This is a genomic window from Nostoc sp. WHI (genome assembly GCF_015714725.1).
GTDB lineage: Bacteria > Cyanobacteriota > Cyanobacteriia > Cyanobacteriales > Nostocaceae > Nostoc.
The window spans coordinates 1-23,414 of record NZ_WBKM01000194.1; the positions used below are offsets into that span (position 1 = coordinate 1).

At 40.8% G+C, this 23,414-nt stretch carries 21 protein-coding genes and 1 pseudogene; 15 read left to right on the forward strand and 7 right to left on the reverse strand.

What is annotated here, in order from left to right; all coding sequences use genetic code 11:
* The first annotated feature begins 264 nt into the window (after window positions 1-264).
* The 3 genes from F8S12_RS19560 to F8S12_RS19570 all read left to right on the forward strand — a co-directional run bounded on the left by F8S12_RS19560 (window position 265) and on the right by F8S12_RS19570 (window position 2,637).
* Window positions 265-702: a hypothetical protein gene (locus F8S12_RS19560; RefSeq protein WP_196517758.1), complete on the forward strand. Its 438-nt coding sequence runs from the start codon at window positions 265-267 to the stop codon at window positions 700-702.
* A gap of 140 nt (window positions 703-842) precedes the next feature.
* The gene (locus tag F8S12_RS19565) at window positions 843-1,328 is read left to right on the forward strand and encodes a hypothetical protein (protein ID WP_196517803.1); all 486 of its coding nucleotides are present in this window, start codon (window positions 843-845) and stop codon (window positions 1,326-1,328) included.
* Window positions 1,329-1,527: 199 nt separating this feature from the next.
* Window positions 1,528-2,637, forward strand: a complete 1,110-nt coding sequence (locus tag F8S12_RS19570; RefSeq protein WP_196517759.1) for a DNA-methyltransferase — start codon at window positions 1,528-1,530, stop codon at window positions 2,635-2,637.
* A gap of 11 nt (window positions 2,638-2,648) precedes the next feature.
* On the opposite strand, the gene F8S12_RS19575 is transcribed toward F8S12_RS19570, so the two are convergent.
* Window positions 2,649-3,344 carry a BglII/BstYI family type II restriction endonuclease gene (locus tag F8S12_RS19575; RefSeq protein WP_331001413.1) on the reverse strand — a complete coding sequence of 232 codons (696 nt, stop codon included), beginning with the start codon at window positions 3,342-3,344 and terminating at the stop codon, window positions 2,649-2,651.
* Window positions 3,320-3,568, reverse strand: a complete 249-nt coding sequence (locus tag F8S12_RS40755; protein WP_196517760.1) for a helix-turn-helix domain-containing protein — start codon at window positions 3,566-3,568, stop codon at window positions 3,320-3,322. The genes F8S12_RS19575 and F8S12_RS40755 overlap by 25 nt, the downstream gene beginning before the upstream one ends.
* 117 nt (window positions 3,569-3,685) lie before the next feature.
* On the opposite strand from F8S12_RS40755, the gene cobJ reads away from it, so the two are divergent.
* The 4 genes from cobJ (at window position 3,686) to fghA (ending at window position 7,630) form a co-directional block, all read left to right on the forward strand.
* Window positions 3,686-5,416 carry a precorrin-3B C(17)-methyltransferase gene (gene cobJ, locus F8S12_RS19585; protein ID WP_196517761.1) on the forward strand — a complete coding sequence of 577 codons (1,731 nt, stop codon included), beginning with the start codon at window positions 3,686-3,688 and terminating at the stop codon, window positions 5,414-5,416.
* A gap of 101 nt (window positions 5,417-5,517) precedes the next feature.
* Window positions 5,518-6,210, forward strand: coding sequence for a lipoyl(octanoyl) transferase LipB (gene lipB / locus F8S12_RS19590; protein WP_196517762.1), 693 nt, complete (start codon window positions 5,518-5,520; stop codon window positions 6,208-6,210).
* Between the two features lie 160 nt (window positions 6,211-6,370).
* Window positions 6,371-6,571, forward strand: coding sequence for a hypothetical protein (locus tag F8S12_RS19595; protein ID WP_196517763.1), 201 nt, complete (start codon window positions 6,371-6,373; stop codon window positions 6,569-6,571).
* A 207-nt stretch (window positions 6,572-6,778) separates the two neighbouring features.
* Complete coding sequence (fghA, locus tag F8S12_RS19600; RefSeq protein WP_196517764.1) at window positions 6,779-7,630, forward strand: S-formylglutathione hydrolase; 852 nt, start codon at window positions 6,779-6,781, stop codon at window positions 7,628-7,630.
* 205 nt (window positions 7,631-7,835) lie between these two features.
* Here the strand turns inward: fghA and F8S12_RS19605 are convergent, their stop codons facing one another.
* On the reverse strand, window positions 7,836-8,210 hold the full coding sequence (locus tag F8S12_RS19605) for a c-type cytochrome (protein WP_196517765.1): 375 nt from the start codon (window positions 8,208-8,210) through the stop codon (window positions 7,836-7,838).
* A gap of 208 nt (window positions 8,211-8,418) precedes the next feature.
* Between F8S12_RS19605 and petG the strand changes: the two genes are divergently transcribed.
* On the forward strand, window positions 8,419-8,532 hold the full coding sequence (petG, locus tag F8S12_RS19610) for a cytochrome b6-f complex subunit V (RefSeq protein WP_063721252.1): 114 nt from the start codon (window positions 8,419-8,421) through the stop codon (window positions 8,530-8,532).
* Between the two features lie 53 nt (window positions 8,533-8,585).
* On the opposite strand, the gene rsmD is transcribed toward petG, so the two are convergent.
* Window positions 8,586-9,173 (reverse strand): 16S rRNA (guanine(966)-N(2))-methyltransferase RsmD, encoded by a 588-nt coding sequence (rsmD, locus tag F8S12_RS19615; RefSeq protein ID WP_196517766.1) that lies wholly within the window; start codon window positions 9,171-9,173, stop codon window positions 8,586-8,588.
* A gap of 59 nt (window positions 9,174-9,232) precedes the next feature.
* Window positions 9,233-9,868 (reverse strand): imidazole glycerol phosphate synthase subunit HisH, encoded by a 636-nt coding sequence (hisH, locus tag F8S12_RS19620; protein WP_196517767.1) that lies wholly within the window; start codon window positions 9,866-9,868, stop codon window positions 9,233-9,235.
* Window positions 9,869-9,945: 77 nt separating this feature from the next.
* Here hisH and F8S12_RS19625 point away from each other — a divergent pair, with 77 nt between their 5' ends.
* The 5 genes and pseudogenes from F8S12_RS19625 (at window position 9,946) to F8S12_RS19645 (ending at window position 20,167) form a co-directional block, all read left to right on the forward strand.
* Window positions 9,946-10,458: a pyroglutamyl-peptidase I family protein gene (locus tag F8S12_RS19625; RefSeq protein ID WP_196517768.1), complete on the forward strand. Its 513-nt coding sequence runs from the start codon at window positions 9,946-9,948 to the stop codon at window positions 10,456-10,458.
* Between the two features lie 40 nt (window positions 10,459-10,498).
* Window positions 10,499-11,914 (forward strand): DUF3370 domain-containing protein, encoded by a 1,416-nt coding sequence (locus F8S12_RS19630; protein WP_196517769.1) that lies wholly within the window; start codon window positions 10,499-10,501, stop codon window positions 11,912-11,914.
* 366 nt (window positions 11,915-12,280) lie between these two features.
* Window positions 12,281-12,376, forward strand: a pseudogene (locus tag F8S12_RS19635) (DUF3370 family protein); the annotation flags it as partial.
* Between the two features lie 191 nt (window positions 12,377-12,567).
* On the forward strand, window positions 12,568-14,412 hold the full coding sequence (locus F8S12_RS19640) for a polysaccharide deacetylase family protein (protein WP_196517771.1): 1,845 nt from the start codon (window positions 12,568-12,570) through the stop codon (window positions 14,410-14,412).
* A gap of 349 nt (window positions 14,413-14,761) precedes the next feature.
* The gene (locus F8S12_RS19645) at window positions 14,762-20,167 is read left to right on the forward strand and encodes a trifunctional serine/threonine-protein kinase/ATP-binding protein/sensor histidine kinase (protein WP_196517772.1); all 5,406 of its coding nucleotides are present in this window, start codon (window positions 14,762-14,764) and stop codon (window positions 20,165-20,167) included.
* Window positions 20,168-20,176: 9 nt separating this feature from the next.
* Here F8S12_RS19645 and F8S12_RS19650 read toward each other — a convergent pair whose 3' ends face one another.
* Window positions 20,177-20,602, reverse strand: a complete 426-nt coding sequence (locus F8S12_RS19650) for a hypothetical protein (RefSeq protein ID WP_442946812.1) — start codon at window positions 20,600-20,602, stop codon at window positions 20,177-20,179.
* 172 nt (window positions 20,603-20,774) lie between these two features.
* Here F8S12_RS19650 and F8S12_RS19655 point away from each other — a divergent pair, with 172 nt between their 5' ends.
* Window positions 20,775-21,212 carry a response regulator gene (locus F8S12_RS19655; protein WP_196517773.1) on the forward strand — a complete coding sequence of 146 codons (438 nt, stop codon included), beginning with the start codon at window positions 20,775-20,777 and terminating at the stop codon, window positions 21,210-21,212.
* 157 nt (window positions 21,213-21,369) lie between these two features.
* Here F8S12_RS19655 and F8S12_RS19660 read toward each other — a convergent pair whose 3' ends face one another.
* Entirely contained in the window at window positions 21,370-22,683 is a 1,314-nt protein-coding gene (locus tag F8S12_RS19660; RefSeq protein WP_196517774.1) for a hypothetical protein, read from the reverse strand.
* 144 nt (window positions 22,684-22,827) lie between these two features.
* Here F8S12_RS19660 and F8S12_RS19665 point away from each other — a divergent pair, with 144 nt between their 5' ends.
* Complete coding sequence (locus F8S12_RS19665; RefSeq protein WP_196517775.1) at window positions 22,828-23,406, forward strand: Uma2 family endonuclease; 579 nt, start codon at window positions 22,828-22,830, stop codon at window positions 23,404-23,406.
* Window positions 23,407-23,414: the final 8 nt, after the last annotated feature.

The following is a 23,414-nucleotide window of genomic DNA, read 5'->3' on the forward strand; positions in this document are numbered from 1 at the left end:
GAGTTTTTTCAAAAATCAAATAGGAGTCCTATACATCTTTAGTTGTTGGAGATAATGACAACCGAATTTTACCAGAATTTACGCATTAGACAGACTTTTAATAGTCTCTAATGAACAATATTCCCATCCAGTGAGCAAGCCGAAAGTTGTACAATAGCAAAGATTTGGAATCTCGCAAGAATATCGAAACTCCTTCTGATGTTAGCTACTGTACTAAATCTTGCGCCAAGGTTCACTTTATCCTGTAAGGTGTTAAAAAAGTAAATGATAGAAACTTTCCTATTAAATTCTTTATTGTTACTTTCTCAAAGACCTACCCCTGAACGACAATTTTTGGATTTAAAAAATCAATTAGAAAGATTTGGATTTCAGGTAGTAATTGAGCTACCACCAAAGCGAGGTGCTTATGGGTTATTAGAAGTGGCTAACAAAAAAATTTGGATTAATCCAGTAGTTTTTGAGCTACACATTGGTACTCAGACCCTAGTTCACGAAGCTGTTCATGCCGCACAAGTATGTGCGGGAAAAGGAAAAATAAAAACTTTAGGTTTAGAGGTTCAGCCAATCAATTATGCTCGACCATTTTTTATGCGGTATACTAATATCCACAGGCAAGATTTAGAAAGAGAAGCTTATGCAGTACAAACTCAACGTAATAGTTTTGAACTGGCTATATCTCTTCTTCAGCAACACTGTAAATAATGTAGAAGTGTAGATATTTTCCCAGTTGAGGTACAGCTTAATTTGTATAAGTACTTATTTAACGAATTATAACAATAGTAAGTATCTTTGAAAACTTGAGATAAGCGATAAACTAAGAAAAATTCTTTGAGGAAGCGTTAATGGCACGGTCAAACGGGATTAAAAATGAAACGTCTGTACAGAAATTGCCTACAGTTTCAGATGAAGATATGGAAACAATTGAAGATTCGGTTGAACTAACAGTTTCAGATGAAGATACGGAAACAATTGAAGATTCACTTGAACCAATAGTTTCAGATAAAGATACGGAAACAATTGAAAATTCACTTGAACCAGTGGAAGATGCCCAGAATATTGACGATATATTGAACTCATTAAAAAGCTTACTGAGTACTTTAGAAAAGCTCCAAAAAGTCCGCCAAGAAGTGGGTGATATCAAACCTTTGATTGGCCGGATGCTCGATGGGGAACTGGTTGCTGGTGAAGAACTTGAGCAACTCAAAACAGGTGTAAGCGGTCTTTCTCGCCTTGTTCGCGCTTATAGTGACCATCAAGCAGCATTGGCTAAAGCCCAACCTGCTAGAAACTTACTAGATCAAGTGCTGAAAGAGCGTAAAGGTAATTAAAATAAGAAGCGATCGCCTTTTTTGAAAGAATGCGATCGCACCTCCATCACCTTTAGGTATGTCTACACCAGCAAGGTAGATCATTGAAGTAAGTAGAGTACAATATCTTACTATTGATATTTTTCTCAATAATTGGCTAATAACCTAAAATAGGTTATAATCACCAGAGTCTAGTATTACTTGCAAGGTAGGTATCGTAATGAAGACTAATAGAGAGAATCTCCCCTTAGACCAGATTCTCTTAGAGGATAGCTTACAACTGCTCAGTAATCTGCCAGATGAATGTATTGATTTAGTTGTATCCTCTCCACCTTATAATTTAGGCAAAGAATACGAATCAAGGCAGGCTCTTGAGATTTATTTGGAAGAACAGAAAGCCGTGCTGCTTGAATGTAGCCGAATTCTAAAAAACACAGGTTCGCTATTTTGGCAAGTTGGTGCTTTTTCTAACCGAGGAATGCTGATTCCTCTGGATATTCGCTTTTTTCCGATTTTAGAGTCATGCAGATTAATTCCTCGCAACCGAATTATATGGGCTAGACAACATGGTCTTCATGCCCAGAAAAAGTTTTCTTGTAGACATGAAACTATTCTTTGGTTTACTAAATCGGATAACTATAAATTTAATCTAGATCCTATTAGAGTTCCGCAAAAGTATCAAAATAAGAAACATTATCGGGGAAATCGGAAGGGGGAACTCTCATGTAATCCAGAAGGGAAAAATCCTGGCGATATTTGGCTATTTCGGAATGTTAAACACAACCATGAAGAACAAACTATACATCCCTGCCAATTTCCAGAAGACTTGGTAGCTAGAATTATCTTAGCTACAACCAACAAAAATGATATTGTTTTAGATCCATATATAGGATCTGGTACTGCGGCGGTGGTTGCTAGAGATCATGAACGCCATTTTATCGGTTCAGAAATTGAACCAAAATATCATCAAGTTGCCTTGCGTCGTCTCAGTGGAAATCCAGATAAAAATGGCTTTTTTCCAAATTTAAAAACATTACGCGATTATATTGAAAAAACTGGTCAATCTATTGATAAATTCAATTTTGATGTGCAAATAGGAAATAAAGCTTCAGAACGCAGCAAAGCAAAAATTTATCCAGAAGAGTATCACTTGCAAGAAATGGAAGATAGATTAATCTATGAGGAATCTGCTTTTGCAGCTAATCTAAGAGGCGAAGAAATTCCAGTAGATCCAAAGCTTAATGGTAATGGAAAAAAGACCTCTTTGCAAAATAAAGTTGTAAAACAAGCAGAAGAAGTAGAACAAATTGAACTGAGATTATGGAGTTAATAGATTAATTATTACAATAAGTTAAGTATACAGCGACTACGGGCTGAACGTCCCGCAATGACTTGGCATTGGCGACTAACTCTAGTATTCACAGTTCTAGAATATCTTTTATATAAATACTCAGTCCAGATGATAGGCACTATTGTATTTTGTTGTTCAAATAATCCAACCAGTCTGATTGGTACATCAAAAACTTGGTATTTAGTCAAAGCTGTTAACTGATTAACAGCTTGTTCGTAATAAAGAGTGCTATTGGAAGCAGGAAACATCAGAGCCTTTGTTACCAGAACTACCAAATTAGTTTGGTATCCAACAAATTCGGTTTTAGCTTTGAAGAACAATTCTGAGCGCAAAGTGTTATTGAGTAGGAAGGGATAGTTAGAAAACTGAATTTCAATGATAATGCCAGCTTTAGCAAAATCAACCTCTGTACCCAAAAATCTGTAAGGTGCTGGAATAGGTATATTCGATTGCCAACCATCATGAATAAAGGCAGCTTTAATGTATTCGTTCGTACCTACTGGATCGAATATTGCATTACCCTGAATTCCGGCTTGATCTGAAGCTTTGATGTGCAAAGGCATTCTAGTGAGCGTAGTAATAATCTCATGCCATTCGTTCTGGTATTTGGTATTAATGATTGTATCAGCTGCGTTAAAATCAACATATTGAATAATGATTATTATGTCTCCTTTTGGTATTTCAATAGTTCTTCGATAAAAGCAAGCGGATCTATTTCAAGAACTTGGGCAACTTGTAAAAATTCAATCACGTCAAGACGACGCTCTCCACGTTCATACTTTGATACATAGGATTGCGTAAGCTCTAGCTTTGCTGACAACTCTGTTTGAGTGAGCTTGGCAGCTTTGCGGGCTTCGATAAGTAGCTGGCGAAACCGATTGTACTCTTCGCTGAAAACTGATTTAGGCACTTTAGCTTGCCTTTTTTCTGGCGGATGGTTTATTCGCTCTCAATGACAGTTAGTACATAATATGTTTAAATCTATGGTTTCATTTGAAGGATATCAAATTTTGCAAGATATCTACCTATGATCATGAACGTTGCACCCGCCATTGTAGTACTAGGTCAAAATAGCGTGATAGTAGCACGCAAAATAATCAGCGTCCTACCAGGAGCGACCCTATACGGTTTAGCGGGTCGCACGTCTGGAGTTGATGTCAGCTTCACGAATTTTGGCGAAACGCTGCGCGAGTTATTTGCCCAGGGAACGCCTCTGATTGGTATTTGTGCCGCCGGCATTCTGATCAGAACACTAGCTCCCATGATCAGCGATAAACGACAGGAACCACCAGTGCTAGCTGTGGCTGAAGATGGTAGTGCTGTTGTCCCCCTCTTAGGCGGGCTTGCTGGGGTAAACGATTTGGCACGCCGTATTGCCGAAGCCCTTGATGTCAAACCTGCAATTACCACCACAGGCGATTTACGTTTGGGTACAACGCTGTTATCTCCTCCCCCTGGATATCATTTAGCGAACCCAGACGATGCTAAGAAATTTATCTCGGATTTGCTAGCCGGGGCGCAAGTCAAACTAGAAGGAATAGCATCTTGGTTAAGCAATAGTAAACTGCCTATAAATCCAAATGGAGATTTAACAATCCAAGTTACAGAAGGCTTGGTGACTCCTAAACCCAACTGCCTTGTCTACCACCCAACAACGATCGCGATCGCAATTAGTGGCATCATTGGTCATGTAGATCAAACAATAGCTTTAGTACAGCAACTACTAACCGATGCCGCACTTGCACCGACATCAGTCGCCGGCATATTTGCACCCATGATCGCTGCTGCCGATCCAGCAATCCACGCCGTAGCTAGCGCCTTTGGAGTGCCTGCCCGCTTTTTTACCCCAAATCAGCTAGAAAATCTACTTTCACAAGGTTATAGCCCCGCCCAAGCAGCAGCGATCGCCGCCACAGGCATATTCCCTCTTTCCTTCTCTCCCCATATTGCGATCGCTATTGCCCCCCAACCAATTGACCCCAACACCATCGGTCAGCCACGCGGACGGTTAGCGATTGTTGGCACGGGCCCTGGTGGATCGCAGTGGATGTCAAAAGAAGTGAAGGAGATACTCAAGTCTGCAACTGACCTAGTGGGTTACAAAACTTATTTAGATTTAGTTGGTTCTTTAGGTGATGGCAAGCAACGGCATGAGTCAGACAACCGCCAAGAAGAAGCACGGGCCATCCTCGCCCTTGATTTGGCAGCATCAGGACGATATGTAGCTGTAGTTTCATCTGGTGATCCCGGTATCTATGCAATGGCAACAGCAGTTTTCGAGGTATGCGATCGCTATGCCAAACCTGAATGGGACAGTATTGACATTCATGTAGCACCAGGCATCTCTGCTATGCAAGCAGCAGCAGCAGCGATTGGTGCACCCCTTGGACATGACTTCTGTGCTATTTCCCTCTCTGACATCTTGAAGCCTTGGGCTGCGATCGAACAACGAATTGCTGCTGCTGCCGAAGCTGATTTCGTAATTGCTTTCTATAATCCTGTTTCCAAAGAGCGCACTTGGCAATTGGCACAAGCGAGAAATATTTTGCTGCTACATAGAACACCGGATACACCAGTGGTGTTAGCACGGAATCTCGGTAGACCAGGACAGACTGTGAAAGTGATCACACTTGACCAGTTAGCACCAGCTACCGCCGATATGCGGACAATTATTCTCGTCGGTTCTACAAAAACCCGAACCATCAAGCGCAGCAATGATAGTATCTGGGTTTATACGCCGCGTCGCTATATCGACTAGCAGGCATATCAGAGTTTAATTGGGAGACTTCAAGCTTTGATGTAGTTACCTTTATCTTGTGGTTTCCCCTTCTTTTTTACTACCCAACTCACATAAACCGGATGATCCATAGTATTGAACCATACAAAAACCGTTGTTTATTGTATAATCAGGGACTAGTCTCTTACTTAGATGCTCATGCATGGCAGCGATCGCTCCTCACCGAGCGTATTCATGATCCTAGTCTAGATGACGTGTTAATTTTGCTAGAACATCCACCTGTCTACACTTTGGGACAAGGATCTAACTCAGATTTTATCAAATTTGATATTGACAACAGCGTTCATAATGTGCATAGAGTTGAACGAGGCGGCGAGGTTACTTACCATTGTCCTGGTCAACTGGTAGGGTATCCTATTTTAAATCTGCAACGTTATCGCAAAGACCTCCATTGGTATTTACGGCAATTAGAAGAAGTAATAATTCGCGTATTGGCAGTTTATGGATTGCAGGGAGAAAGAATTCCGGCTTTTACTGGCGTTTGGTTGCAAGGGCGAAAAGTTGCGGCTATTGGTATTAAAGTTAGCCGTTGGATTACCATGCACGGCTTTGCATTAAATGTTTGTCCAGATATGACAGGTTTTGAGCAAATTGTACCCTGCGGGATCTCTGATAAACCTGTAGGCAGTTTAGCAGAATGGATTCCAGATATTACTTGCCAAGAGGTACGTTCTTATGTAGCGGAATGCTTTGCAGAAGTGTTTAGCGTAGAATTAATTGAGTCTCAGTCTGAAGAATTTTTCCGCTCTGAGTAAATGTAAGCCTGTAACTATGTAATAAATACTATAGCAGTCCTAGTTAAGTTGTGAGACACTTATAAGAGTAGTCCATATTTAATATTATTCAAATAAATATTTTACTGTGGTTGTCAAAGCTAGAATCTAATTTTTACGGCTGTCAAGTACAACTTTACGCGTGAATTACTCAAATAATCTCCAGGTATATGCTCCATCATTAACGTCTTTGAGAGAACGTGATTGGACAGCTTTGATAGAACTATTTCATAGAGACGATAGTGATGAAATTGAAGCTGACATCAACAGGAGTTTGTTTTGGCTTATACCTGAACCTTGTTGGGAAGATGATCCATTTGATTTCTTACGCGAGTACCTTTAAATAGTGCTGAGTTGAATTTTACTAAGAAAGTCATGAGTTTAAAGAAACTCTTTAATTACGAATTATGAATTAGCGATCGCTTTGCGGATTGGCCAGTATTTTATCAGCTTCGTCAAATAGCAGGATTTAGGGATTCATACATAGACATTTTAATTTACACTAAAATAACCATTCTCAGTCAGCCGCTCAGGAAAGAGAATATAACCAATGCCTAACCTCAACCTCATTTCAGAATATAAAAGCTTTGGTGGTAAACTCGGCTTTTACAGCCATCCCTCCTCAAGGTGTAACGGTGAAATGCGCTTTGCTGTTTATCAACCACCACAAGCAACTCTAAAACCTGTGCCGATTCTCTATTTCCTCTCTGGGTTAACTTGCACGGAAGAGAATTTTATGGTTAAGGCGGGCGGGGTACAGCGCTTTGCAGCTGAGTACGGTTTGATACTGGTTGCACCAGATACCAGTCCGAGGAATACTGGCATTGCAGGTGAGGATGATGACTGGGATTTTGGCACGGGCGCAGGTTTTTATGTTGATGCTACAGAAGAACCGTGGTGTCAACACTACCAAATGTATAGTTATGTCGTCAACGAATTACCTGCTTTAATTACCGCAAACTTCCCCGCCCAAGCTGAAAAACAAGGCATTTTCGGTCATTCGATGGGAGGACATGGGGCGCTAGTCTGTGCAATGAGAAACCCAGAACTCTACAAATCAGTATCAGCATTTGCACCGATCACTGCACCTATGCGTTGTCCTTGGGGTCAAAAGACTTTCAGTCGTTATCTTGGCAGCAATCAAGAAAGTTGGCGTGTTTATGATGCGAGTGAATTAGTTAAGCAAGTAGGATATCACAGTCCAATTCTTATTGATCAAGGGACTGCTGATAAATTTTTAGTTGAGCAATTGCTGCCAGAGGTTTTTGAGCAAGCTTGTGCAGAGGTTAACCAACCCTTAAATTTACGTTATCAAGAAGGCTATGACCACAGTTATTATTTCATAGCCAGTTTTATTGAAGATCATATCCGCCATCATGCGATCGCTTTAGGAGTTAAGTGACTAAATAATTCGTAATGACGTTCACGAACTTGCTACCGCGAGTAACGACACTTGAGTGATATCGTGTCTGGTTAATCAAGCTGAATAAAAATGTTCGTTTGTAGTCAAGACTTCAGTCCCCACTACAAAAAGCAGAGCGCTATTCCAGATACCTCAAATTCCGAAGATTTCTTAATTTTCCTCTGCTTAAAGTGATGCAAGAGCCTTACAACGACTCTAAATAGATCAAAAGATCCGCCATTTCTTGAGCATTGGGCTGGAATTTTGGCATTGGCGGCGTGTCGCCACTAATCACTTGATGAATCAGTCCATAGTGAGATTTGCGCTTTGAGACAGCTTGTAAACTCGGCCCTACTCGCCCGTCTGCTTCCAAGCCATGACAACCAGCACAGTTGATTTGAAAGATAGCGTGTCCTTGAACTGAGTTTCCTGTCAAAGATAGAACACTCTTGACGTATGGATCGGAGGCTCGAACCAACTGAACACCAAAAAAGCCCAAAGGGACTGCTAGCAATATCGCTAAAGTAAACAAAACGATTCGCTGAATCAAAATTTCAGGTTTGGTAATTTGGTTATCCAAAAGGTTTGCTCTGAAAGTCGAGGTGTACTAAAAAATTTTCATTTCCTACACATAGCTTAAAAGTTCTTGATGGTGTCTGCAAGCACAGAAGATTATTTTATTGTAGGTTCGCCCTCCAAAAAGGCTGTAGGGCGAAGGATTCATCCGAAATTTGGTAAAATCAAAATCAGGAAACGAATATTTAATAATTGCAAAAAGGAGATTTACAGTGGTTGAACCCTTGCTATCAGGTATTGTCCTGGGTCTAGTTTTCGTCACCCTTGCCGGACTGTTTTACGCTGCCTATAAGCAATACAAGCGTCCCAACCAGTTGGGAGGCTAATGAGTGCTGAGTTAGGAGTGCTGAGTGCTGAGTGCTGAGTTAGGAGTTAGGAGTTAGGAGTTAGGAGTTATTACTCCCCCCTGCTCCCCTGCTCCTTCATTCCGAATTCTGTAAAAAGTTAGTGATGTGTTGCCGTAAACTTTCTCGCGGCAAATTTCCCAAGCGGGAAGCTCTGGCGGTGTCCAACTTTGCGAGGCGTGTTCAACTGCGATTTCCCCGCTAGGCTCTAAAATCTGATGGTGAGCGATCGCTTCTAAAACTGGCTCATATAATCCACTGGCATAAGGTGGATCAAAGTAGATTTTATCAAATTGCTTCCCTGATAAAGCCTTTAACTGTTGGGTAATATCTCCCCGCAATACCCGAAATTCTTGCTCGGTATTAGCTACCTGCTGCCAATTTTGTTGGATGGTGGCACAGGCTCGGCTCGATTGTTCAATTCCCACTACTAAGCTGGCTCCTCTACACAAAGCCTCTGCACCAATTGAACCAGTACCCGCGCACAAATCTAACCAGCGACACCCTGCAATTTCTCCTTGCCAAATATTAAAAACTGCCTCTCTTACCCGCGCACTGGTAGGTCTAGTTTCTTTACCTGGTAAAGTTTTTAGCTGTCGATTCCCGTAAATTCTCAGACTCATTGCTCATTGGGCATTTTCATTTATTAACAAATGATAAAGGACAAAGAACAAAAATAGTATTAGGCAGCAACTTTTTCGCGGACTTGAGCAACAAAATTGGACAGGATTTGTAATCCGATATTAGAGGATTTTTCGGGGTGAAATTGGACTGCCATCAGGTTTTCATGAGCGATCGCAGCTGTTACAATTTGAGTACCGTGAGTGACAGTTGCTGCACGGATTAGCGGGTCTATTGGGTCAACATAGTAGGAATGGACAAAATACACCCAAGGATCACACGGTAAATGCTCCCACAAAATACTTTTTGGCTGAGTCATTTCCAGTTGATTCCAACCTGTATGCGGAATAGTGATGTCAGGTTCTGGACGAAACCGCCGCACTTTTCCTTTGATAATTCCTAGTCCTGGTTGGATGCCTTCTGCACTTGATTCAAAGAGAATTTGTAATCCCAAACAGATGCCTAAGAAAGGTTTTCCCGATGCGATCGCATCTTTAATTGGTTGTTCTAAACCACGCGATCGCAAGTGTTGCACTGCTGGATCAAATGATCCCACTCCCGGCAAAACTATTGCATCTGCCTGCTCTAATTCCTTTGGAGAATAAGTAACATTAGGATTTGCCCCAGCTTTTTCCAAGCCTTTGCAGACTGAGTGCAAATTTCCCATCTCGTAATCTACGACCGCAATCACTGCCATTTACCTGCTCCCTTGTAAATTTATTATGGAGGGTTTTTCTATTCTAAATAATATTCCTATTCTAAATAACATTTGTTATGAATAAAATAATTCTATTAACTTCTTTTGACATTTGGCTGTCCGATCAACTCTCAAATTCCTCTGATGATTTATTACTTGAAGTTACCAAACTTAATTTGATACCTCATGACTTAACTTTTTTACGCCAGTTACCCGTAGATGTTCAACTTGCTAGTTCTCTGGTAATTGAAAAAATCAATGCAATCCAACCTGATTACATCATCTGTTGTGGCATGGCTGCAAGTCGCACACAATTAAGTGTGGAAGCAGGTGCTAGCTGTGGAGAAAGTGTTTTACAGACAGAAGTTGATTTAGAAAAATTGGTGGCGGGAGCAGTGGCAATTGAGATTAGCCACGACTGCGGTAAATTTGTCTGTGAAGGTCTTTACTATTCAGTGTTGGATTACCTACGCCAAAGCCAACTCACGGCGCGTTGTATCTTTGTTCACGTTCCGGTTCTTAATCAAGAAAACTTGATTGGGATACTTGCAGATTTCATCTTAATTATTGACAAACTAGCACTTTCATAAATTTGTCGCCGTCTGTATGGTGGAGAAAATATTTAAACTTATGTTGCCATTGTTACTAAATTTTCTGCTTGGCCAAACAACTCCTGCTACGCCACCACCTGAAGAAGTGGTGCAATTACAAGAAGTGCGTCCTTTGCCAGGACAATTGGATACAGTGCCAACCTTTAACAGTAATAGTCCAGAGTTGGTATTGAAAGAAGGGATTTTACTTTCGACTTTTCCACCAGATGGGAAAAAAGTGCCAACGGCGCATTTGAATTTTCCCTTTCGAGGACGATTTGATATTTTTGCCCATCATGTTGCTAAAGCTGAACCACCAGAAAATTTGCGTTCGCTCTATTTAGGGATAATTTTGCATAACCCTGGTTCGGAATTGGTGAAGGTAAATATTTTGCAGGCGGCGAGTTATTTGAGTCAACCCGATGCACCATTTATTGAGTTACCATCTTTTAGTGAAAATATTTTAGGTAAAGTTTTTGCAGGGCCAGGCGATCGCGTCATGTCTAATGTGCTTCGTGGAAAACGACAAGAGATTTTCCCCGCCCAAATTGAGATTCCGCCAGGGCAAAGTCGAATGTTACTAAATTTACCAATTCCTGTACAAGGACTAACACCACCCCTCAATGGTCGATCTACGTTGATGCGACTGTGGAGTAATGGGACTGTTTATGCAGCTAGCCTTGCAATGTTTGCACGCACAAATTCCGATGGCAGTGAGCGAGGCCTACGGCAACCCGTTCGCGTAGCGTCTCCGACAGGAGAAGCGGGATCGCCTACCTTAGAAGAGTGGCAAAATTTACTTGATAATAGTGATGTGGCTGGGCCACGAGATAAAACCCCCACTGCCTTAGAGGAAACTGACAAGCCAAGAATTTATGGGCGTGTTGCTGGAGTAGTTAATGGTTCCCAATGGCAAGCTTTATTAATAGATAATCCCAAAGCCAGATATCTAAATATTCCCCAGCCTGGTGAAGTGTTTTCATACCCTCTGAGTAGCCTGCATGGTGGTACTTTCGGAACTGGTCAAATTCAGAGTGCACCGATGCTGGTGCGTTATCCTGACACTGCATATCGCGCTCATGGCAACTATGGAATTCAATATAATCTAACGTTGCCGCTATACAACAATACTCAAAGTCCTCAAACTGTTAGTGTATCAGTGCAAACGCCACTAAAAGAGGATCAATTAGTCAAAATAGGGTTACGCTTTTTTAATATACCAGCCCGTCAAGTGTTCTTTCGGGGCACAGTGCGGGTACGTTACAACGATGACCAAGGTCTACCACGAACTAAATTTGTGCATTTAGTGCAAAGGAGAGGTCAAATGGGGGAACCGCTAGTTTTATTAAATATAAAACCAGGCGATCGCTCTTTAGTACAAGTAGACTTTCTCTATCCCCCAGATGCCACACCACCGCAGGTATTAACAGTCTCAACTGAGGCTGAACCTCGGTAATGATTGATGGGTAAAGGGTAAGAGCTTTTCTTCAATTACCTATTACCAATAAATATTAGTCAGCTCATTTACAATGTTTACTGATAGCAGGCATAGTATTTACCAAGCAGACAGTGTTTAAAAACAATTCAAGATTGTAGACACCTATTGAAGTTGCAGTAATAGATACTATGACTACTAAGGTGGTAGTCCAAGGCTTGATCTCACGCATAGATTCTTTTGTTTTTATTGATTGTGCAAAGCGTAGCCCAAATACTCTATCCGAATCTAGTCCTGGCCAAAATCTTAGTCCGGTAAGATTAAGTTTTGTATATACTTTTTTGACCAATGGTTATTGAAGCCTCTAGACATAAATGGCTTGGTTGGGGCGATCGCTCTTTAGTACAAGTAGATTTTCTCTATCCCCTGGATGCTACACCACCGCAAGTATTAACAGTTTCAACTGAGGCTGAACCTCGGTAATGAGTCATGGGTAATTTTTTGAATTTAAAGGCATTGCTGAATTAAGGGATGAATATCTCACGCAAAGGCGCAAAGGCGCAAAGAAAAATCCATAAAATCATCCCGTATTTATGCAACGCCAATTTAAATTATTTCATGAGAAATTTATTAAATGCATTAGAATGCTCTTGAACTGACAAATTTCAGAAGTGATGAAACGCAAATCTTACCAAAAATATCGGTCTGCTCATAATCTTTTCAAGACACAAATTCTTAAACACAACCCCCTTGGTTGGATATCTATTAATATTTACTGCTTGACTATACTTCATGTCTTTACTGGAGGACTAGCTTCTTTGTTGGGATTATTAATCCAGCATAATACTGCGGAGTCTGCCATTACTCACGAAATCGTCAATAAAAGTTCTTCCATCACAAATAATATTCAGAATAACGAAACTCAAATACAAGATTTTTCATCGCCAATACTAGAGCTTAATCACCGTATATCAACGCTTGCAACTACTTCTGCATTCATATCTAGTTGGCTAAGTCAGCCAGAAAAAGGCGTAATAAATATAATTGAAACACTTTCTCCTTATGCCTTGGCGTATCTTAGTTCTAGCCCATGGCCAGACATTCAGGAACGGGCAAAATTAGCAAAAGTACCTATCATAATGTACCATGATATTTTGCCAGAAAAAGAAGTATTCTTTGATGTTACTCCTAGTGAATTAGAAGAACATTTCCAATTAATAAAAGAGCAAGGTGTGGTTCCGATCAGCATTGAGCAGCTAACTACTCATTTGCAGACAGGAATGCCACTACCAGAAAAACCAGTTTTACTGACATTTGATGATGGTTATGGTGGGCATTATCAGTATGTTTATCCATTGTTAAAAAAATACGGTTATCCAGCAGTATTTTCGATTTATACTAAAGGTGTGGGCAATAATGTTGGTCGTTCTCATGTCAGTTGGGAACAATTACAGGAAATGGTAACTAATCCCTTAGTAACGATCGCATCTCATACCGTTACTCATCCAGCCGATTTAAGAACTTTGACCGATGAACAGCTAAGTACAGAAGTCTTAGAATCTAAAAAAATTCTAGAGTCAAAATTAGGTATTCCGATCCAATATTTTACTTATCCTGTTGGAAAATATGATGACAGAGTTGCCAGTTCAGTGCGTGAAGCCGGATATAATGTAGCGTTGACAATGAGTGATACAGATGAAAGATTTGCAGGTAGTTCAGATAATTTATTGGCAGTTTCTCGCTTTGGTCAATCGAAACTAAGACAAGTGATTGCCCAAGCATGGGGAGGGTCACAACTACCAAAATGGAAATTACTCTTGGATTTTACACATCCTATTGAACGGACTGATACTACCATTAATAAGATTAATCTCATCCTAATTTCAGGTGGTAAACCTAGTACTATTCATGCTTCAAGCCGTTATCAAGTCAAGGAAATTTTAGCTAAGGATAGCCCCAAAGCGATCGCAGCTGTAAATGGAGGTTTTTTCTCTTTAAAATCTTTAGATTCCAATGTGATGATTGGGCCTATTTTCAGCCAGGTTACAAAACAATTTATTCCCGGTAACAGTTATGATATCCAGAGAATGATTGGACGACCTTTAGTATTAATTAGTCCTTACACAGCACGTTTTATTCCCTTCGACCCTAGCAAGCACAACACTTTAGCAGGGATACAAGCTGAGATCCCAGAAGTCACGGATGCTTTTGTCGCAGCAGCATGGCTAGTTAAAAATGGCGAACCCCAGTCAGCAAATACCTTTAACAACCTTTATGGTTTTGACATAGCGCGTTACCGAGCTTTTTGGGGCATTAATCAAGCAGGATCTCCCACTATCGGTATTTCTCGTGAATCTGTTGACTCTGTATCTTTGGGATTGGCGCTAGCTAAAGCTGGGTTAAATGATGCAGTCATGCTTGATTCTGGTCAGAGTACTTCTTTAGTTTATAAGGGAGAATCTCTAGTAAATTACATTGCTCGCCCAGTACCTCATACAGTTGTACTTCTACAACCTTAGTAGGAAGTTTTTTAGGCGTTGCTGAATCAAAGGATGAAATTTTAATGTATTGAAATCCAAAACTCCTTATCCTCTCTGCGCCTCTGCGCCTCTGCGTGAGAAAAATCATCCCACAATTATGTTATGCAACGCTGTTTTTTAGTACACCAGCCCATCAAGTATTCTTCCGGGGAACGGTGCAAGTACATTATGAACAAAGTCAACTGCACACTCAGTTTGTGCATTAGGTGCAAAAGAGAGATCAACTAGGGGAGGTGTTAGCTTTTATCCCTTAACAGGCGATCGCAAAATCGAAGTCTTGGGGCGGTTCTGGGAATACTAAATACTGATGTCTTAAAAATTCAAAAGTATGATTAGCACTGTAATTAGCATTCCCGGCTATCAAGTCAGCGAAGAACTCTACAACGGTTCTAGAACCCTGGTTTATCGAGCAGTTCGAGAGATTGACTCATTACCTGTAGTCATCAAGCTGCTGAAAAATCCTTATCCCAGTTTTTCTGAATTAGTACAGTTTCGCAATCAATACACCATCGCCAAAAATCTCAACTCACCCTTGATCATCCAAACATACAGCCTAGAACCTTACCAGAATGGCTATGCGCTGGTAATGCAAGACTTTGGGGGAATTTCCTTGAAAACGGAGATGGGGGGAAAGCAACATCCACTCATGGAATTTTTACTTTTGACTATATCTCTGTGTGACACTTTGGATATTCTAATTCGCGATCGCATTATTCATAAAGATATTAAACCTGCCAATATTCTGATTAATCCAGAAACAAAACAGGTTAAATTAATTGATTTTAGTATTGCATCTCTGTTGCCACGAGAAACTCAAACATTAATTAGTCCCCATGTATTAGAAGGAACACTTGCTTATATTTCACCAGAACAAACTGGACGAATGAATCGGGGGATTGACTATCGCACAGATTTTTATTCTTTGGGTGTGACTTTTTACGAATTACTGACTGGAGAATTACCCTTTCAGTCAGAAGATGCGATGGAATTAGTGCATTGTCATATTGCGAAAGCACCGCCTTTAGTACATCAGATAAATTCTAAAATTCCATCTGTACTCTCAGAAATTGTGAATAAATTGATGGCGAAAAATGCCGAAAACCGCTATCAAAGTGCATTAGGGCTAAAGTATGATTTAGAAAAGTGCTTGGTTCAACTGAAGGAAACAGGCAAAATTGAGACTTTCCCAATTGCCCAACGGGATGCGTGCGATTGCTTTATTATCTCCGATAAACTCTATGGCAGAGAAGCAGAAATAGAAACCCTACTCAAAGCATTTGAGCGCGTCAGTAAGGGGACAACCGAAATAATGTTAGTAGCAGGCTTCTCTGGCATTGGAAAAACTGCGGTTGTCAACGAAGTTCATAAACCTATTGTTGGACAACGTGGTTATTTTATCAAAGGCAAATATGATCAATTTAATCGTAATATTCCTTTTTCTGCCTTTGTACAAGCCTTCCGGGATTTAATGGGGCAACTATTAAGTGAAACCGATACCCATTTACAGCAGTGGCAGGATCAAATTATCACAGCCTTGGGTGAAAATGCTCAAGTTATTATTGAGGTAATCCCAGAACTAGAACGAATTATTGGTTTCCAACCTCACGCTGTAGAACTATCTGGAATGGCGGCTCAAAACCGCTTCAATCTGCTGTTCCAGAAATTTATTCAGGTTTTCACCACACCAGAACATCCCTTAGTGATCTTTTTGGATGACTTGCAATGGGCAGATTCAGCATCACTAAAGCTGATGCAGTTGCTCATGGATGAATCCCAAAAGGGCTATCTGTTGCTACTTGGGGCATACCGAGATAATGAGGTCTTCCCGGCACATCCCCTAATGTTGACATTAGATGAAATAGCCAATGCCGGAGCCAAAATTAACAAAATCACACTCAGTCCACTGTGTCAAGTAAGTGTGAATCAGCTGGTAGCAGATACCCTCATTTGTCAACCGGAACTAGCACAGCTATTGATGCAACTGGTGTATCAAAAAACCAAAGGGAATCCCTTCTTTACCACCCAGTTTCTCAAGGCACTGCATGAGGATAATTATATTCAATTTAATTTTCAAATCGGGCAGTGGCAGTGTGATATTGCCCAAGTCAAGCAACTGGCGCTGACAGATGATGTGGTGGAGTTTATGGTACAACAGTTGCAGAAACTTCCAGCACCAACTCAGGAGGTTTTGAAGCTGGCGGCTTGTATTGGTAATCAGTTTGATTTGCATACCTTAGCGATTATTTATCAACAATCCCAAGCTGAAACCGCCGTCGCGTTATGGAAAGCATTACAGTTCGGCTTGATTTTGCCAACTAGCGAAGTTTATAAGTTTTATGTCGGGCAAGAAAACCAAGCACCTAATCAGAAAATCGCTCATTCTGTAACATATAAATTCCTACACGATCGCGTCCAACAAGCTGCTTACTCACTGATTCCTGAAGATCACAAACAGACAACCCATGTCAAAATTGGTCGCCTGCTGTGGCAAAATACCCCTGAAGCTGAACTAGAGAATCAGATTTTTGCGATCGCTAATCAGCTAAATATTGGCATTGAACATTTCCATCAACCTATAGAACGCCATGAACTCGCACAGTTAAATTTTATTGCTGGGAAAAAGGCAAAAGCCTCAACTGCATACAATTCAGCACTTGCTTATCTGAAAATCGGTATTCAGCTACTATCATCTGACCCTTGGGAATCTGATTACAATCTCACCTTAAGCTTGTATAGCGAAGCAACCGAAGCCAGTTATCTCTGCGGCGAACTTGACGCAATGGAAGATTTTGCCCAAGAAATTTTACAACACGCAAAAACTGTAACTGATACAGCTAAAGTCTATGAAGTAAAAATTGAAGCCTACACAGCACAAGGGAAATTCTTGGCTGCGATCGATACAGCCATGCAATTTTTGCAGCCGATAGGCATTGAGTTTCCCCAAGAACCAACGACTGAGGATTTTGTTCTCGCTTTGCAAGAGACTCAAGCTAGCTTGAGTGGCAAAACAGTTGCTGAATTGGTTGATTTGCCAGAGATGCAGAATTTGGAATTACGTGCAGCCTTGCGTGTTTTAGTCAAAGTAAATAGTCCTACTTATCTGGCAAAACCTGAACTCAATCGCCTGGTGGTACTGAAGAAAGCTACTCTTTGTGTAAAATACGGAAATACTTCCGCTTCTGCCTTTGCTTACTCAGGGTATGGACTCATGCTTTGCGGTCAACCAAGCAGTATCTCAACAGGTTATGAATTTGGAAAGTTAGCGTTGCAACTGGTGTCCAAGTTTCAAGATCAGGAATACGAAGCAAAAGTCCTTATTGTCGTTTATCTTTTTATCACCCACTGGAAAGAGCCTGTAACAGCAACCCTCAAGCCATTACTAAAAGCTTATACCAGTGGGTTAGATAGCGGGGATTTGACCTATGCTGGTTATGCCGCCCACGCTTATTGCTTCCAGGCTTATATCGTTGGTCAAGAATTAACCAAACTAGCTCATGAATTCGCAATTTATGGGGCAGCAATAGAAAAAATTAACCAAAAAGCCGCACTCAATTATCACAATATTTACCACCAAATAGTTTTGAATTTAATTGAGTCAAAAACTACTCCTTGGGAATTAGTTGGCACAGCTTACGATGAAAGGTCAATGCTGGCTTTACATGAGCAAAGTAATGATGGCACTAGTTTATGGAATTTCTTTGTCAACAAATTGATGCTTTGTTATCTGTTTCAAGCATTGGATTTGGCGGTGGAATATGCTGTCAAAGCTAAACAATATTCCGCTTCAGGATATGCTACGGTGATTGTCCCACTATTGAACCTTTATGATTCGCTGCTGCAACTGGCTTTATTTCCTACGTCGTCAGCCGAAGAACAACAGAGGATATTACAGCAGGTAGCAGAAAATCAGGACATCATGCAACAGTGGGCAAATTATGCACCCATGAATCATCTGCATCGATTTCAGTTGGTGGAGGCAGAAAAGTATCGAGTTTTAGCAGAAAAAACCGCAGCAATGGAATTTTACGATCGCGCCATTTCTGTTGCTAGAGAAAATGGCTACATCCAAGAAGCAGCACTTAGTAATGAACTGGCTGCCAAATTCTACCTCGACTGGGGCAAAGAAAAAGTTGCCCAAGCATACATGGAAGAAGCATACTACTGCTATGCTCGTTGGGGTGCAAAAACCAAAGTAGAAGATTTAGAACAACGCTACCCAGAACTTCTACGGGTGATTCTGCAACAGAAAACCCTCAAGTTCAACTCGCAAGAAACACTGTATTATACTGTGATATCCAGTGCCTCTATTCACTCCTCAACCCAGATATCAAGTTCCTCCAGCAGCATCAATTCGTCGCTGGATTTTGGATCTGTCTTTAAAGCCTCCCAAGCCATCTCTACCGCAATTCAGTTGGATCAGTTAATCCAGACACTAACTCAGATTATTCTCGAAAATGCTGGTGCTGATCGGTGTGCATTAATCCTCTTTCAGGATGGGTCATGGCAAGTGCGGGCGATCGCCACCCTAGAAGGCACTATGTTGCAAACAGCACCTTTAGATAATCATCCTGGTGTTCCAGTCAAACTGATCCAGTATGTAAAAAACACTCTAGAAACAGTTGTAATTGACGATCTCAAAACCCATCTGCCTAGTGTGATTGGGGAATATATGCGCCAGCATCAACCCAAGAGTGCGCTGTGTATGCCAATTCGCAATCAAGGGCAGTTACTAGGGATTTTGTACTTAGAAAATCAGCTAACAATGGGTGCATTTGTGGGCGATCGCCTAGATGTCCTACAATTATTAACCACCCAAGCGGCGATTTCCCTAGAAAATGCCCTACTCTACAATACTCTAGAGCGAAAAGTAGAGCAGCGTACTCAAGAACTACACAATAAAAATCAGCAGTTGTCTCATACTCTCCAGGAATTACAACAAACCCAAACCCAATTGATTCAAGCTGAAAAAATGTCGAGTTTAGGGCAAATGGTCGCTGGGATTGCCCATGAAATTAATAACCCAGTCAACTTTATCTCCGGCAATATGAACCATCTCAAAAATTATTTTCAGGACTTGCTAGACAGTATTAGTCTCTATCAGCAGCAATACCCACAACCCACTTCCGAAATTCAAGCTTATCTTCAGGACAGGGATTTAGATTATGTGATCAAAGACATACCAAATCTGCTGGATTCAATCCAACAAGGTAGTCAACGTATTCAACATATTGTCTTATCTCTGCGGAATTTTGCCCGCCTTGATGAAGCAGATATCAAAGCCGTAAACATTCACGAGGGTATTGAGAATACGCTGTTAATTCTGCAACACCGACTCAGTAAAATTCAAATCATCAAAGACTATAATGATCTCCCACAAGTGAGTTGTCACGCCAAACAAATCAATCAAGTAATTCTGAATATCTTGAATAACGCCATTGATGCCTTAAATGAAGCACAAATCACAACTCCTACTATTACAATTCGTACCAAACTGAGCAATTCTCTAACTAAGAGTGTGAGCATTCACATTGCCGATAATGGTACTGGAATTTCTGAGGAAATCCAAAAACGAGTATTTGACCCTTTCTTCACTACAAAAGCTGTGGGTAAAGGAACGGGATTAGGATTAGCAGTTGCCTACTCCATTATGTCAACTCATGGCGGACAAATTAACCTCGTTTCTAAATTAGGACAAGGGACGGAATTTGAAATTATTCTACCTGTCGAAGGATGATGTATTACCTCAATTGGGTGTACTGGTGCCACCATTGCGGTCACGCAAATACTCCCAAATTCTGCGGATTTCTTCTTGAAAGGTTTGGCGATCGCGTTCGGCTTGTTGGCGATCGCGTTCGGCTTGCAGCAAAGAAGCAAGCAAGATTTCACGATCTTGGTCAGTTTGAAGTTCAACTTCCCTTGTCGCTTGGCGATCGCGTTCGGCAACACGTAGTGCTTCTTGGTGTAAACGGGCAATATCACCTAATTCTCGAATACTGCGCTCTAATCGGGCGATGGTTTGGTAGTTGCCCCGTGTTTCCCTTCGATTGGCATCTTGTATTGTACGGATTAGGTCTAGTTGGTCGCCTACTTCTTCTAAGCGAGTGTCAATATCGTCCAGTCTGACGCTGATATCTTCTGGTTGACCCGAAGAAGTCATGATGTCTTTCACCTCTGTTTACCTTCCATAATGCCACAAAACCCCAACTTTCAATACTTCTCGGTTAAGCTCTAAGCATTGATCAAGCTTTTAACCCCAAGTTTGTGTATTTAGGATGAATACATATTCCGCTCCATCCGTTGCAATAGAGATAGCAAACTATAGCAGGTAACAAAGGGGCGGCATGACAACAGATCAAAAAATCAACCAAGAAACTGAGTTAAATTTGTTCCAGGATCTTATTGGAATCCTAATATTACTGGTAGAGGATGAGCCAGATATTGCAGACTTGCTCATCTTCATCTTGGAAGCAGCAGGTGCAGAGGTGATGGCTTTGACCGATGCAGAAGCAGCCCTTGATTTGGTGGAATCGCTTCATCCTGATATTCTATTGTGCAATATGAAGTTGCCCCATCATGATGGAAATTGGTTAATTGAGCAAATTCGAGTGCATTCTTGCCCATCCATAAGACAGTTGCCTGCGATCGCAATTACTTCTTATACACGGGAGGTATCAAGTCATAAGTCTTTAAATGCTGGTTTTAATCAATTTCTAGCCAAACTTGAGAGTCCAGATAAAATCGTAGATGAAATTGTTCACCTGCTATCTATTGCTCGTTAAATATAACTATCCAGTCTTCATCTCGTTTTTAACGCTAATTTCACCCAATCCATTTGTAATAGTACACAGTTTGGTGTGTACTATTACAAATAACTCTACCTTTGGAATCATATAACCCTAAGTGGGTAGGGTGAGATGTGGGATATATTTATTAACCTTATTGAAAACCTTTTGTTGACTTTTTCTGCCCCTTACTCTTGGGCTTAGATTTGTTAACTTCTCCTAAAGCTTCTTGAAATAAGTTGTGTAAATGTATGGGGACGCTAGCAATTTCTGGTAATTCTGGCTCAATAGGTTTATTAAAATCTTGCAACAGGGCATCTAAGTCACTTTCAAGGCGAAACTCTGGACGTTGCAGATACATCTGCAACACCTTTTCTAACTGAGTTGGATACTGTTGCGCTAACCGATGCCAGATAAAAGCGTTAATACTTTTATCTTCGAGGTAATAGCGAATTAATTTTTCAGCACCTTCAATACTTTGCCAATTCTCTGCCGCTAAAATTGCTTGTACCTTACTATATGTTGGTAAAAACATTTGTCCCCAACGGGGATGAGAAAGAGCCGTTACCTGTTCTGCTTTCTTGAGTTCGGCAGGCAAATCAACCTTTGGCATGACCATTTTGCTGTTAAACATTTGAGAAACTACGTTTGAGTCAGCACCAAATTCTTCTGCTGCTGCTTTGATTTCCTCGTCTCCAATGCCAGCTGCTTCTGCTACTTCAGCTAAAGATTTGGAAGTATCAATTCCTGCTGCTGCCAAGGTCTTTTCAGTAATTACTCCTTGTAACTCCGCTATTTTTTTATTAAGATGGTATCCAGATAAGGTAATTTCATCAGTGCTAAAAAAGTCCACAAACTGCTGATGATATTTTGCTACTGATTGCCAAGCTTCCTCTAGCAAATCTGGAGCATCGCTGTAAAGATTACTTTTATAGTTTTCTTTAAAATTACCAATTGCTACAGCGAGTTTTGGTTTACCCAATTTACCCATCACTGTGTAGGGGCCAGAAAACATCCAGTAGCTATTAGTAACAGGAGAAATGCGAGTTAGTAAGATTTCTCCTACTTTCAACCGAGATATTGCTTGTAGGGTTTGAGTATTGTTTGGCTTGACAATGTAGCGTTTGTCTGTTAGCCAGTTCGTCAACTCAAAGCCATCAGGTAGAATGTTAGCGATCGCAAATAAGCCAATAAAACTATGATGCCAGCTGTTGATCAGATTGCGATCGCTTTCTTCTAAATCTGGATGGCTGGCGATAAACAACTCTAATGGTGACTTATCACCAACTTTCCCTGCTGTCAGAAAGCTATCGATAGTTAAGTCCTGCTGTGTACTATCTCCACTTCCCCGGCGCAACTGTGCTGCTGCGTAAGTTTCCAGTGCTTGTGCCAGTTCGCCTTCAGCATCAAGGACAAAATCAACTAAAGCTTGTTTTAATTCGTGCGATCGTTCTAATATGACATCCACAAGTTAATCTCTCGGTGCAACAGACGTAAATTATAGCTTTTAAGAGAATTACAGCATCTAGCAATAGCTAGATTTCTGATTAGGAGATTTAGCCGTCAGCTTCTCTTAAACTAGATACAAGGTTACAACACAAGGTCAGTACAAATGGTTGCAAATGTCAGTTATAGCTATATTTCTCCTGAAGATTATCTAAAAGCAGAAGAAACCAGCCCTATCAAGCATGAATATCGGCAAGGAGAGGTTTATGCAATGGCGGGGGCAAGTAATAGTCATGTTATCATTTCTCTTAATGTTGCTTCAATGTTGAGAAATCATTTGCGTGGGAGTGGATGTCAAGCTTATATATCGTCACATATTGAGTCTCTTAACATTTATTACTACCCTGATGTCATTGTAAGTTGTGACCAACGAGATAAAGCTTTTGATAACTTTCTACGTTATCCCTGTTTAATTGTAGAAGTGCTATCTCCTTCAACAGAAGCCTTTGACAGAGGTGATAAATTTGCTGACTACCGACATCTGGAGTCACTTCAAGAATATGTGCTTGTAAGTCAAACGCGGATGAATTTGGAGTGTTTTCGCCGTAACCCAGAGGGACAATGGGTACTTTATCCCTATGCACAAGGGAATAATATACATCTGGCAAGTGTAGATTTTAAGTGTGCTGTTACAGATGTGTACGAAGATGTCACTTTTGAATTTCTTTCTACTGAACTTGGCTAAGTTGAGAA